At 38.5% G+C, this 13609-nt stretch carries 10 protein-coding genes and 1 pseudogene; 4 read left to right on the plus strand and 7 right to left on the minus strand.

All coding sequences use genetic code 11. The features are described from left to right. Positions 1-16: 16 nt before the first annotated feature. The 4 genes from H6G92_RS13485 to H6G92_RS13500 all read right to left on the minus strand — a co-directional run bounded on the left by H6G92_RS13485 (position 17) and on the right by H6G92_RS13500 (position 5263). On the minus strand, positions 17-1099 hold the full coding sequence (locus H6G92_RS13485; RefSeq protein ID WP_190894182.1) for a glycosyltransferase family 2 protein: 1083 nt from the start codon (positions 1097-1099) through the stop codon (positions 17-19). 376 nt (positions 1100-1475) lie between these two features. After that, positions 1476-3023: a bifunctional class I SAM-dependent methyltransferase/glycosyltransferase family 2 protein gene (locus H6G92_RS13490; RefSeq protein WP_190894183.1), complete on the minus strand. Its 1548-nt coding sequence runs from the start codon at positions 3021-3023 to the stop codon at positions 1476-1478. 60 nt (positions 3024-3083) lie between these two features. Next, the gene (locus tag H6G92_RS13495; RefSeq protein WP_190894184.1) at positions 3084-4733 is read right to left on the minus strand and encodes a glycosyltransferase family 39 protein; all 1650 of its coding nucleotides are present in this window, start codon (positions 4731-4733) and stop codon (positions 3084-3086) included. Between the two features lie 47 nt (positions 4734-4780). Further along, positions 4781-5263, minus strand: a complete 483-nt coding sequence (locus H6G92_RS13500; RefSeq protein WP_199344808.1) for a GtrA family protein — start codon at positions 5261-5263, stop codon at positions 4781-4783. Between the two features lie 297 nt (positions 5264-5560). Between H6G92_RS13500 and H6G92_RS13505 the strand changes: the two genes are divergently transcribed. The 4 genes and pseudogenes from H6G92_RS13505 to H6G92_RS13520 all read left to right on the plus strand — a co-directional run. Beyond that, on the plus strand, positions 5561-5806 hold the full coding sequence (locus H6G92_RS13505; protein WP_190894185.1) for a glycosyltransferase: 246 nt from the start codon (positions 5561-5563) through the stop codon (positions 5804-5806). Between the two features lie 664 nt (positions 5807-6470). Continuing rightward, positions 6471-8447, plus strand: coding sequence for a PAS domain S-box protein (locus tag H6G92_RS13510; protein ID WP_190894186.1), 1977 nt, complete (start codon positions 6471-6473; stop codon positions 8445-8447). A gap of 18 nt (positions 8448-8465) precedes the next feature. Beyond that, complete coding sequence (locus H6G92_RS13515; RefSeq protein WP_190894187.1) at positions 8466-9980, plus strand: hybrid sensor histidine kinase/response regulator; 1515 nt, start codon at positions 8466-8468, stop codon at positions 9978-9980. 229 nt (positions 9981-10209) lie between these two features. Continuing rightward, positions 10210-10596: pseudogene (locus H6G92_RS13520) on the plus strand (bifunctional ornithine acetyltransferase/N-acetylglutamate synthase); the annotation flags it as partial. 83 nt (positions 10597-10679) lie between these two features. Here the strand turns inward: H6G92_RS13520 and H6G92_RS13525 are convergent. The 3 genes from H6G92_RS13525 to H6G92_RS13535 are packed head-to-tail and all read right to left on the minus strand — an operon-like array spanning position 10680 to position 13591. After that, positions 10680-11783: an ABC transporter ATP-binding protein gene (locus H6G92_RS13525; protein WP_190894189.1), complete on the minus strand. Its 1104-nt coding sequence runs from the start codon at positions 11781-11783 to the stop codon at positions 10680-10682. Positions 11784-11791: 8 nt separating this feature from the next. Then, positions 11792-12676: a carbohydrate ABC transporter permease gene (locus H6G92_RS13530; protein ID WP_190894190.1), complete on the minus strand. Its 885-nt coding sequence runs from the start codon at positions 12674-12676 to the stop codon at positions 11792-11794. Positions 12677-12679: 3 nt separating this feature from the next. Further along, positions 12680-13591, minus strand: a complete 912-nt coding sequence (locus H6G92_RS13535; RefSeq protein ID WP_190894191.1) for a carbohydrate ABC transporter permease — start codon at positions 13589-13591, stop codon at positions 12680-12682. Between the last annotated feature and the right edge of the window lie 18 nt (positions 13592-13609).

Genomic DNA, 13609 nt, shown 5'->3' on the forward strand with positions numbered 1-13609 from the left:
ATTTTAGTATTATAATCTACGAGCGGAGTAATTGTGTGTGAGTATTCACCCACTCCCTATACTTGTCAGATACTGCAAGAAACTCCTGATCAATTAACGACTCTATACCTGATAAGCGCTTTGCTGTTTCAAACTTCAGGTTAAGGTTAGGATTACGCTCTAGCCCGTTCCAGTAAGCTAGATACTCTCCAGTAGTAAGCATTCCGTATCTTCCCGTTCGTACTGCATCTTGCACTTTTGTGTAGAAGGAACTGATGAACGGATAGTGCTTAAGAACGCATGAAATGTCCGCTATGCGAGCGTTCTTAGCATGATGCCAGCCAACAAAAGTCTTCACTTTTTTATCCATCATGACGAGTGCCGCTTTAGTTAGTCCGTTATTCGTGCCGAACAGAGTTTTACGTATTCCACCCCAGTGCATCTTGATTTTGTCATTCTCCGGTTTCGACCAGAGGTATTCTGTCTTATATATTGCAGAGATATCGTAATAAGGGTATTTTTCTCTTAGTGAATCGTTGATGTTACTCTCCAATTCCGCTAGTGGTGTGTTTGAGAACATATCTAGCATCTGCGCGATTACTGCCGTGTAGTGGTTCTCATTGAGGTACTGAAGGAAATCGCGTAGGCTCAGGCTTGTGGAATCAGGATAATCGAAGAGTTCATCAATATCAACGCAGAGATTCCACCTATTTTTAGAGAACCTTTCAGCTAAATATCTTTTCATTGTATTTTCATACTTTTGATATGGTGCATCGGTTTGAAGCACTGTTACCCTATCGTATGAACATAGCATCTCAACTGTACGATCATTTGAACCATTATCTAGGAACACAATGTGCTTAACCCCCATAGAGAGATAATGTTCCATGAATGATTTGATATACAGTTCCCCATTGCGTACAACAGAAATTACAAGCAGTTCGTCGGGAGCATAGACAATTTCTTGTGGCCCATACAGGTGCTTCACCCTGGAGCGCAAGAATACTGAGCGGATATTGAATTCAATTAACCCTGATGTGAGCTGATGAGCTATACTAATTCCTATACTTTTAATATCATGATATTTAAGTATTTTCAGATATGTATCAACTTTATTCATAAAATATTCTCCCTAGAAAGATACTTAACATTCTTCAAAATTACTAACTAGATATATTTAGAAAAGCGACGGGATAACAAGCAGGCTAAAGTCTTGTAATACAATAAATTTAGCCTTGTTTATTTGCCAAAGTATCAACCTTAGCAGGTTTCTTGACAATAGTTATGATTGATTTCTGAATTCAATTGATACATCTATAATCAAAATTATTCAGAGAATTTTTAGTAAAACAGTACTCAATCAAAGTATCAATAAAACCTAAATTGTGTTGAGGTAAAAGGGATTAAAAGCATTATGGTACAAGCTGACATATGCTTGTCACCCCGTTATTTTCTATTACTCTACCGTCTTCACACGGGAATCTAGATAAGCGAAATTATTTATGCGGCCTCGGTTGAGTCAAATTGGTATTGGAGAATTTACCCCCAATACCAAATACAACTTTGAGCCAGAGTTGAAGCAATACCTGCCAATAACCACCCCCGACTTTGAGCAAACGGAATGAAGATACCCCCATATCTGGAGTTCGATTGATCCACGATATCGGAACTTCTTTTATTGAGTAACCCATCAAGAGCGGCTGTAATCCTGTTTCTGCATTGACGGCAAAACCTGGTTGCGTCAATTGCAGATTTTCTACAACTTCTCGGCGCATGAGTTTCAGGTTATTCGTTAAATCTCGAAAGTGGCGTAAAAACAAAATTTGAGCTAAAAGGTGGAATCCGCGATTGACAAATATTTTTTGAAAAGGATAATTAAGCAACACGCTATGACGAGAGAAACGGCTACCAACAACAACATCGTATCCTTCTGCCGCTGCATCAAACAAATCGCGAATTTCAGGCAAGAGATGCTGAAAATCACAATCCATAGATAAAATATAGCGACCTGTAGCGACTCGATAACCATCTGCGATCGCTCTACCAACACCGTTTGGCGGTGAACGAAATACAGGTCTAATTATTGGATCTTCATTAGCTAGTCTTTGAATTACCTCACGAGTATTGTCTCGACTATTATCATCAATAGGGATAATTTCATGCAGATATTCACCAAATAATTCCTTCAACCGAGTAATCAGAGGTACTATATTCATTTCTTCGTTATGACAAGGAATCACAACAGAAATAGCTCCTCTTAACTGCTGATGTTCACATAAAGAAATTTGAGGTCGCTCAAGCACACGAGGAGGCTTCTGAGCATGAATTAGAATTGAGCCAGCCAAGGTTTGAATCTTTGGTACATTTTCTAATAGAATTGAGACATTTCGTAGTAGCCAAATCAAGTTTCGTGTGAGTGGTGCGTATACAAAATCGTTGTATACTGCAAATACCCTAATGAAACCAAGTTCAGAAATTAACTCATAAAGTTCCGAGCGATTCAGCAGTCTTCGTGGATCTTTTTGTCCCAAATAATGCGACATAAATCGACGCACTTTCAGAACTATATTCCAAGGATTACTTTCATAAAAAATAACTTGACCACCGGGGTTTAGCAATTCGTAGACATTTTGAAGCAACCAAGGAGAATTGCGCTCGTCTAAAAGATCCATTGCAACGATAAAATCAAAATGCCTCCCTGCTAGTGCATCTGCGATAGAAGAAGCATTGATAAACTCTACAGATGAAGGCAAGTCTGTGGGTCGAAGATTATCAGTAAATGTTACTGAAGTAATAGGGTTTTCGCCACGAGAAATTTTAAGCAGTTGTTGAGTAAAAAGACATTGACCGCAACCAATTTCTAAAATTGTTTGATGCGGAATAAGGTGAACTATGTGCCGGAAAGATTGTGCTCTCCAAAGCAACCTACTCTTATAGATTGAATCACATTTTTGCCAGTACTGATCTCTATACCGCTCACGGAATGCCAGAGTATTATCAAGAGATTGTATCTGTTGTTTCTTAACTAAAACTTTTTTACTCATTGACTTATATCCTAGTTATCTAGTAAAGATGACTTGTTGGCATTTATAAGGTGGGTGCGTTTAAAACTTTTGTTTTTCTACTAGCAATAATGCTTTAGCATCAATATCACCAAGATGTGTGAGTTTGTAATCAGGATTGTTTAAGATCCTCATTTCTACCCATCTTGGACAATGCATGTTCTCCCATTTATCAGCTTTTTCTAGGCCTTTTACTTCTAAGGGGCATTTTTGGTCATAATTTATATCATCTAAAACTAAGAAACGGTTATACATATTTAGGAATTCCTCACTTTTTAAAATTTGGTTATTAAATAATGCAGGATAGTTACGCTTCAGAGCATCTAGATGCTTATACTCTTGTGAACCAAACAGTCCACTAGCTTTATCTAAAGCAGCCTGCCGATCTAAAATAAAAAAATATCTATTTCGATCAGGAGAGTAGTGTAAGCGAGTAAGAAAATTATTAGAAAATTGTGTGACTATAGGCAAATCTTTATGACCATATTTTTTATCATTAAACCCAGGTAGCTGGTCTTTTGGGAAAACCTTAGCGTAGATAACGGGGGTAAAAATCAATATTGTAGTTAGCGTTAATAAGAAAACTGAGTTTTTATAAGTTCTTTTTTGGTTAGATTTTGAATTTACAAAGATGCATGAAGTTAAATGAGCCAGTAATATTGACCAACTTAGGGTATTAGGTATCATATACCTATCCCAAAAGATAGGTTTAAAATTCTGTGAAATTATCCAAACTAGAACAGGGACTGCTAGAAAAGAATAGGCAAATATTAACAGAGATTTCTCTGCCTTCAGCTTTTGATTATTTTTGAATGAAACTTTATAAGCTCTAGTTTTATCTGATTTATATATTAAAAATTGCCATACAAAAATTATTATTAAAATCAAAATTATGAAAATCTTAGAAAACCATGATCGAGAAAAAGTGAGAAAACTAATTAAATCTTGAAAAGTAGGGATAGGAATCCATGCACGGGGCTTGCCAGCATCAGCTTGGTTAAGGAAAGCGGGAATATATGGAATAATTGATACCCAGCTTAAAATAATACATAAATAAATTTTCGGACGTAATATCTGAAAATATCTATCTCTAACTATTTGTGCAAAGATAATTGCTCCACTGTAGAAAAAACCATAAAGATGTGTGTTAACTAAAGCTGCATGAATACAAATATTTGAGATAATTATACTCCACGAAATTTTTTCACTTCTATTATTAATATCAAATTGCAGGAAAGCCCATGCACAAATTGCTAAGAACAATCCATACATTCGGGCCTCAGCATTTTGAGATATGATCAATTCTGAAGTAAAAAATATAGATAAACTGCCAATATTAGTTGACCAAAAATTATATGTACGGCGTAAAGTTACCCAAACAAGAACATAAGCTATGCATATTCCTAAAGAAGAAAATAAGCGTAGTGATATTTCTGTAGAACCAAATACTCTAGCCCACAGCCATCCCAGCAGGAAATACAAAGGCGGTGTGTTATTAATTTTGTCAGAGAAAGCAGCCATCATATGGCTAAAAGATTGGTCAGCTAGGAAGTAATATGAATAAAGTTCATCGTTCCAAAAATATTTTTTTTCAGAAAGAATGATACATGAGATAAGTAAGGAGACTATAGCAAACAGAGGAATTATATACTCGTTATTTTGTGAAATTAATTTTTTTTTATCTGTAGACATTGTAATTACTCTCTTGGATATAGTATTACTAAATACCAACAACTTTTTTATTTGTCTTTAAAAACTAACCGATCGCTCATAAAATAATTAATGAACGAACCTACTAAAATTCCCAGCAAGGTATTAATTGAGTAATTAATGCCCAGCCAATCTAATACAGGAAATAAAATCAAGCTTCTCGTTGCTACAATCGAGGCACATGATAAGTGGTATAGAGGAATTTGTCGCCACACTACTTCTTGTAATGTCCAATTACCCTTTGACCAAACCCAATTACGATAAACAACGAAACTGAACAGCAGAGATATTTCAATTGTTATGACATTAGCTATGTTACGAAATATAGGTTTATCAATATTAAAAAACTCAATAATGATATTGATAATTAAAATATTAAAAGCTGCTGTAAAAAGTCCACAAACAATAAACCTAATTATTTGTTTTTTAAAAAACTTGCTTAACATAGCTATATGTACCACAACAAATAAGCTAAAAATAATGTCAATAAGGCAATTTACAACAATACTCATCAATGCATTTTTAACCAGTAGACAATTATTTTCTACTGTAGATTTATTAATATTTTTCCGTTATTGGATATTTGCTGAAATAAAGTACAAAGGCATATAATTTCTTTTCAGAATGACTATGAATAGTTAAACATTCAGTAAAAATAATTGTCTATATATATACAACATCCATACAACAATTCAGGTTATTGCTACTCCTGTAATATTTTCAGTGAAGTATAGGTAGTTGATGGGTACTTCACTTGGTTGGCCAATTATGCTCACATGCCATACACTAAGATCCGCACTATGTAGGCATTGGCATTTGCAACCATTGTTGTAGCAGCTCGTGCTGGAGGAAATATAAAGCAGGTATTGCCTGAGTTCAACGCCTTCCTGTCCGAACCCAATAACTCAATATATTTCGCCGAGCAGATTATAACAATCCTTAAAAATCCAGATATTAAAGCAAAAATGCTCAAGCAGGCTCGTCCCTCCATACTCCAAGCAAATTGGTCTCTATGGTTGGAACAGTTTGAAGAAAAACTTTACAAACTTGTTTGAAGCCTCAAAGACATCCGAGTTTATTCAAACATCTCAGAGCTAATTGTGACAAAAACGGCTTTGATTAATTGATGTTTATCTAATTTGCTCGTAACTTCTAGGTTACTTTGGTGTGCAGTGACGATCGCTATTTAATCTCTAGAAGCAATCAAAACCAATTAAAAGCGATCGCTTACCTAACAATGACATTTAGCATACTTTAACTTGATACTAGTCTCAAGCAGCAATCTCAGTAGTCAAGAGAGTACCTGTATACTACATAATCAAAATTGTATTATTTTAAAATTTTTTTAGTAAAATTACTTAGTAGAATCTATAGGAATTACATTATATAAGCGAAATATTACCGTGATTTAGCGAAGGCATTTATATATGTAAATGGTTCATTTCAGAGAATCTACGGTAACAAAAATCAAAGCGATCGCGGTACTTTAATTTCAATAAACCTTACATTATCAGGTTAAAAAACTCAAAAAGGATGACGGATAAAGAATGTAGAAGCTCTAGCTGCTACTCGATTATAGCCTACGGCTAGTACGGTAAAGCCCTGAGGAATACCGAATCTAGTAAGCACTTTCTAGGCATCTGCGGGTCTACAGACGTTTGAGGCTAAAAACCTCTTCTTTGGGGCTTTGGTGAAGACTTATACAATGTATAGATTTTTATGATGGAATTTTTAAATAATTTTTTCTCTACTAGCCAGTTTATTCCCCACGGACATTGCTACCTCTGGAAACCAGGATTGGTGTGGTTGCATCTGGTTTCAGATGTGTTAACTGGACTTGCTTATTATTCAATTCCAGTGATGTTGGTTTATTTTGTCCGTAAACGGCGAGATGTGCCTTTCGGCTGGATATTCTTGATGTTTGGCGCATTTATTGTTGCTTGTGGCACAACCCATTTGATGGACGTGTGGACGCTTTGGCATCCTACTTATTGGCTATCAGGGTTACTCAAAGCTATCACCGCTTTTGTCTCCGTATTAACTGCTGTACAACTTGTGCCATTAATCCCACAAGCACTGACTCTACCTAGTCCTGCCCAACTAGAGGCTGCAAACTACCAACTCGCAAAGGAAATTGCTGAACGCATACGGACTGAGGAGGTGTTGAGAGAAAGTGAACAACGCTGGCAATTAGCTTTGCGTGGCAATAATGATGGAATTTGGGACTGGAATGTTAAAACCAATGAAGTTTTCTTCTCGATTCGCTGGAAGGAAATGCTTGGTTATGAAGACCACGAAATTTCTAACCATTTAGATGAATGCGTGACACGAGTGCATCCTGACGAACTTGACTGGGTGACACAAACAATTCAACAGCATTTTGCTCAGAAAACACCGTTTTACACTATTGAGTATCGAATTTTATGTAAAGATGGCACTTACAAATGGATTTTGGATCGAGGTCAAGCACTGTGGGATGAAGACGGTAACGTAGTGCGGATGGTTGGCTCACATACTGACATAACTGAGCGCAAGCAAGCAGAGGAGGCACTGAGTAATCTACTTAACCAACTAGAAATCATAGTTGAACAACGAACAGCAGAGTTAACAAGAATTAATCAATCACTACAGGCAGAAATTACTGAACGCCACCGAATGGAACAAGCATTGCGAGAAAGCGAACAGCGATTTCGTGCTGCATTCCATCAAGCTGCTGTTGGCATCGCCCATGTAGCAATAGATGGAAGTTGGTTGTTAGTTAATCAGAGGCTTTGTGATATTCTCGGTTACACACCCGAAGAACTACAGTTGCTAAGTTTCCAAGATATTACTCACCCAGATGATCTTAGCGCCGACCTGAAATATATTGACCATATTTTAGCAGATAATATTCAAACTTACTCGATGGAAAAGCGCTATTTCTGCAAAGATACTTCCATAGTTTGGGTTAATCTCACTGTGTCTTTAATGCGCGAACTTAGTGGGGAGCCAAAGTATTTTATTTCTGTGGTCGAAGACATTAGCGAACGGCAAGCCGCGCAGCGCGATCGCAAGCAGTGGGAAGAGCAAATCCAAGCATCACTTTTAGAAAAAGAGGTGTTATTAAAAGAAATTTACCATCGTGTCAAAAATAATTTACAGGTTATTTCTAGTCTGTTAAGCTTGCAATCTGCTTATATTAAAGATAAACACGATTTGATAATATTCAAACAAAGCCAGCAGCGGATTGCATCAATGGCTTTAGTTCACGAAAAATTGTATCAGTCTCAAGACTTGGCAAGAATTAATTTTGGTGAATATATTCGAGATTTGGTAGCAAGTTTATTTAGTGCATATGAAGTAAACGAAGATGCGATCGCTCTGACAATAAATATCGATGATCATGTATTTCTAGGCTTGGATACAGCAATTCCTTGTAGCTTAATCATCCATGAGCTTGTCTCAAATTCATTGAAATATGCGTTTCCTTCAGGTAGAAATGGTATAATTTATATCGGAATTAAAAAAAATAATGAATATGAAGCCACACTTGTAGTTAGCGATAATGGAATTGGTTTACCATCAAATTTTAATTTCAAAAACATGGCTTCTTTAGGCTGGCAGTTAGTAGATGCTTTAACCAATCAACTTGGAGGAAATATCAATATCCAAGGTGCTAGGGGAGTAGAGTGTGATCTAACGTTTGCATTAATTTAAATATAAAATTACTATAGTATGACAAACGCAAAAATTTTAGTTGTGGAAGATGAAGCTATTGTTGCTAAAGATTTACAGCATCGACTTATAAAATTTGGTTACACGGTTTCTGCTATCGCTTCTTCAGGAGAAGAAGCAATTAATAAAGCGGTAGAAATATGCCCAGATATAGTGCTAATGGATATTAAACTAAAAGGTTCAATGGACGGGATAGAAGCTGCCCAAGAAATCTATAAGCGTTTGGATATTCCAGTAATTTATTTGACTGCTTATGCAGATGAAAAGACGTTAGAACGAGCCAAAATAACTGAGCCGTTTGGCTACATTCTGAAACATTTTAAAGAAAAAGAATTACAAATAAATATTGAAATAACTCTTACAAAGCATGGTTTAGAAAGGCAATTAAAAGTCAACCAAAAATGGCTAGATGCACTTTTAAGAAGTATCGGTGATGGTGTGATTGCTAGCGATCTTAAAGAATTGGTAATTTTTATGAATCCTGTTGCTGAAAATCTAACCGGATGGAAACAAGAAGAAGCTTGTGGCAGAAATTCATCAGAAGTATTCAATATTGCCAATGCAGAAACTCATAATCCTATTGAAAGCCCAATCATCAAAGTTCTTCAAGATGGTATTATAGTCAGTCTCCCAGCAGAAACTATTTTGATTGCTAAAGATGGTGCAGAAAGACCAATTGATGACAGCGCTGCACCAATTAAAGATGATAAAGATAATATTACAGGCGCTGTGTTAGTTTTTCGAGATATTACTGAGCACAAACGAGCGATTGAGGCGCGTAAAAAGCAAATTGAGCAAGAGCAACTTGTGATCCAATGGGAGGAAATAAATCAACTCAAAAATGATTTTTTGAATTTGGTTTCCCACGAACTGCGATCGCCTCTGAGTAACATGAAGATGATGATTCAAATGATACAATTATCTCCTGGTACTGAGGAAGCTCAACGCTATCTACAGCTGATGGACAGTGAGTGCGATCGCGAACTAGGATTAATTAACGATTTACTAGACTTACAACGCCTGGAAAGTTCATCCTATCCAGTTATTACACCTGATGCGTTAGTCTTACAACAGTGGATACTTTGGGTTATTGAGCCGTTTCAAATCCGTGTTCAAGAACATCAGCAAACTTTACAGCTAAATCTCCCTTCAAATCTCCCGCCGCTATTCTCAGATGGCATTAGTTTGGAACGGATCTTAGTAGAATTGCTCAATAATGCCTGTAAATACACACCTGCGGGTGGTGAAATTAACCTAAGTGTACATCACAATTCCTCGGAAACGCCCGCAAAAACTATTATTACTACCAGTAATTCGGCAGAAATTCCGATAACAGAGTTACCACAAATCTTTGAGAAATTTTATCGCATCCCCAATGCAGACATCTGGAATCAAGGTGGTTCGGGATTAGGTTTACCCATAGTGCAGAAATTAGTCGAACAACTGCAAGGAAACATTCAAGTAGAAAGCGGTAACGGATGGACGACATTCACGCTCACATTAACTGACTTATAGGTTTTTAGCTTCTATTAAAAATTGATGGAATTTTTGCTACATATAGCGGTTCTCGTTTACGTGAGGTACACCCGTAGGGGCACGGCATTGCCGTGCCCCTACACCTGGCGATATAATAACGTACCGCATTGGGAACCGCTATATACGCTGCTAGAGGCGTATATCGACACGTCCCTATAGATGATTGATGTGTCGCAAAGATTTTTGTAAATGCTATGAGATAATTACAGGAATTACGCAAAATAATGAAAAAACTGTAGATTCAGCGATTAACTATACACAAGCTAAAACAGTAGCTAAAGCAATTGTAAATTCACCATTAGTAAAAACCGCCGTTTATGGAGCAGATCCGAATTGGGGACGAGTTGCTATGGCTATAGGCAAATGCGAAAATGAACACCAGATAAATCCAGAACGAGTTGTTATTAGTTTTGATAACGTAAAAGTTTATCCTAATAGCTTAACTGATGAAAATCTAGAACAGTTGCGGCAAATTATGTCCAAAGATAAAGTAGATATTCATGTTAGCCTCAATATTGGGGAAGCCTCTGCAACTGTATGGGGTTGTGATCTTTCAGAGGGTTATATAGAAATTAATGGCAAATACTCAACTTGATTAACAAGAAGAACCAGATTATTGTCTGGATGTATTGTGACAATTGATGCCAATGGTTGCCAGAAATAGATTCTTAGTTTAATCTACACGCTCCTGATACCTAACATTTGTCTCCTAACAAGAGCATGGCCAGATTGAACATCAAACCAATGAATATCCTCAGGGGGCAATGCTAGTGTAATATCCTCGCCACTCCAATTTTGGTCTGTTGGCAACAAAGCACGTATCGTAATCGCTTCCGTTTGTGAACCCTGAATCTTAACACTGACCAAATAGTGCATACCCAAGTTTTCCACTAAAAATACTTGCCCTTGGATAGTCTGTGTATCACCTGGTTGAGCAATGCGAACATCTTCTGGGCGGATTCCTAAAACAATCTGCGGTGGTACTGTTGGTATATTGGGGAGAAGTACTTGGAAGTTACCGGCGATCGCATATTGTCCCTTACAAGGTAGAGTCAGCAAATTCATTTGCGGACTACCAACAAATCCAGCCACAAATAGATTAGCTGGATGGTTATAGATGCGCTCAGGCGGGTCAAGTTGCTGGACATAACCATCGTTGAGCAATGCAACTTTCGTGGAAAGCGTCATCGCTTCGGTTTGGTCGTGGGTAACGTAGACAACCGGAACTTTTTGTGCTGCAAAAATTTGCTTGATATCGGCTCGGACTCGTTCCCGCAGAAGTGCATCCAGGTTACTTAAAGGTTCATCCAGCAGGTACACATCGGCATTACGCACCAAAGCACGACCGACAGCAACCCTTTGGCGTTGACCTCCAGACATTTGGCCAGGCTTACGGTTCATTAACTCTGCTAATCCCAAAACTTCTGCTACTTCTGCCACTCGATGTTTAATTTCTGTAGGTGGTACTTTTTTCAGCTTGAGTCCAGAAGCAAGGTTTTCGTACACCGTCATGTGGGGATAAAGTGCATAGCTTTGAAATACCATTGCAATATTGCGATCGGCTGCTCGTTTATAGGTGACATCCACATCCCCAATCTTGATCTGACCGCGAGTAGGTTCTTCAAGACCCGCAATCATTCGTAGGACGGTGGATTTGCCACAGCCAGAAGGGCCAAGTAAAGTGAGAAACTCATCGTTATCTACAGTTAAGCTAACGTCTTTGACAGGGACGACTTTAGGATTATAGGTTTTGTTTAAGTTTTTGAGTTCGAGTTTAGCCATTTTGATTTTTATCCTTTGACAGCACCAGCGGTAAGACCTTGGACAATCCGGCGCTGGAAAAACAAAACTAGTAAAATTAGGGGTAACGTCCCCACGACAGTTGCAGCAGCGATCGCACCATAGGGAATTTCAAATACTGTCGCACCACCCAACTGAGCCGCAGCAACGGGAATTGTCTTCAACTCTTCACGCGTCATAAACGTGAGAGCGAAGATAAACTCGTTCCAAGCAAAAATAAAGGTGAGAATTCCAGTAGTCACCAAGGCGGGAAGGGTCATAGGCAAAACGATTTGCCATAGTAGTTGAAAAGTATTGTAGCCATCGACCCTAGCGGAATCTTCCAAATCTTTTGGCAATTGTTGGAAAAAGCTTCTAAGCACCAAAATTGTCAGCGGTAAATTGATCGCAGTATATGGTATAATGAGCGCCAAATAATTGTTGCCCAATCTAAGCGCCTGGATAATTTCTAACAGTCCTAAGAACAAGAGAATTCCAGGAAATAAGGTAACAATTAGAATGCTGGCAAGGATAGCTCTTTCACCCCAAGGGCGTAACCGTGCCAGAGCATAAGCCGCAGGTGCGCCGATCGCTAAAGATACAGCTGTGGAAGTAATCGACACAAAGGCGCTGTTGAAGATGTAGCGCCAAAATGGACGACGGGTGAATAATTCAATGTAGTGATTGAAAGTGAATCGTGTCGGGAAATAGACAGTAGGAACGGCGGCAATATCCTCATTCACTTTAAAGGAGGTCAGCAATTGCCATAAGGCTGGGGCTAGGCTGAATAGCACTATTAATACAACTATGATGAACAGCAAGATTTTTTTCAGAGAAAACTTGTTTCCCACTGTTCGTTTTGGAATCGTTGGAACTGCTTCTGGAGTTACACTCATGGGTTAAATGGCTCCTGATGTTTTGGCACGGTATTTGTTAAGCAAGAAACTAGCGATCGCCACCGCAGCAATTAATATTAAAAATGTCACCACTACAAGGGCTGCTCCATAACCAAAATCTAAGTAGCGCATCACCGTCGAGTAAATGTACAATGACACCACTTCCGTAGCGCCACCAGGGCCACCTCCAGTCATCACAGCAATCAAGTCGAAAATTCCGAAAGCTTGAGCAAACCGAAATAGCACTGCAATTAAGATTTGCGGCAGCAGCAATGGCAGGGTAATATTGCGGAAGCTTTGCCAAGCAGTTGCCCCATCGACCGAGTAAGCTTCATAGAGGTCTTGTGATATCGACTGTAAGCCAGCTAGCAGCAGGATACTGATAAATGGCGTAGTTTTCCAAACATCAGCAAAAACCACTGCTATCATCGCCAGCGTTGGATCTCCTAACCAGTTAATCCCAGTTTCAATCAGTCCCAACCGCCGCAGAATATCGTTCACAACCCCAAACTGGTCGTTAAAAATCCAAGCCCACGCCAGACCAATTAGAGCGGTAGGCAAAGCCCAAGGTATAATCGCGGTTGTACGCACTATGCCCCGGCCAAAAAACGCCTGGTTGAGAACTAGGGCAACCCCCAGTCCTAGCAGTAGTTCTGAGATTACGGATGCTGTTGTGAAGACGGTTGTCGCCCACAAACTCTGCCAAAAACGACCATCCCCCGCCATCCGCACATAATTGTCCAAACCAGAGAATACGGGTTGTAGCTCTGTTCCCAGATTTCTAGTAAATACGCTTAACCAAAATGCTCGTAAAATCGGGTAGGCAAATACAAACAACAGCAGCAGTAATGCGGGTGTTAATAAAATCCATGCTGTCTGTTGTTCTCGACTTCTGAGTGTATTTAAATTTGTCATTTGTCATAAGGCATTGGT

Source organism: Nostoc foliaceum FACHB-393 (assembly GCF_014698505.1).
GTDB classification, from domain to species: domain Bacteria; phylum Cyanobacteriota; class Cyanobacteriia; order Cyanobacteriales; family Nostocaceae; genus Nostoc; species Nostoc foliaceum_A.

Bases quoted from the DNA above. Each gene is read 5' to 3' on its own strand.
- H6G92_RS13495 (WP_190894184.1), bottom strand. From the start codon at position 4,733: ATGTCTACAGATAAAAAAAAATTAATTTCACAAAATAACGAGTATATA.
- H6G92_RS13525 (WP_190894189.1), bottom strand. From the start codon at position 11,783: ATGGCTAAACTCGAACTCAAAAACTTAAACAAAACCTATAATCCTAAA.
- H6G92_RS13510 (WP_190894186.1), top strand. From the start codon at position 6,471: ATGATGGAATTTTTAAATAATTTTTTCTCTACTAGCCAGTTTATTCCC.
- H6G92_RS13500 (WP_199344808.1), bottom strand. From the start codon at position 5,263: ATGAGTATTGTTGTAAATTGCCTTATTGACATTATTTTTAGCTTATTT.
- H6G92_RS13490 (WP_190894183.1), bottom strand. From the start codon at position 3,023: ATGAGTAAAAAAGTTTTAGTTAAGAAACAACAGATACAATCTCTTGAT.
- H6G92_RS13485 (WP_190894182.1), bottom strand. From the start codon at position 1,099: ATGAATAAAGTTGATACATATCTGAAAATACTTAAATATCATGATATT.
- H6G92_RS13535 (WP_190894191.1), bottom strand. From the start codon at position 13,591: ATGACAAATTTAAATACACTCAGAAGTCGAGAACAACAGACAGCATGG.
- H6G92_RS13530 (WP_190894190.1), bottom strand. From the start codon at position 12,676: ATGAGTGTAACTCCAGAAGCAGTTCCAACGATTCCAAAACGAACAGTG.
- H6G92_RS13515 (WP_190894187.1), top strand. From the start codon at position 8,466: ATGACAAACGCAAAAATTTTAGTTGTGGAAGATGAAGCTATTGTTGCT.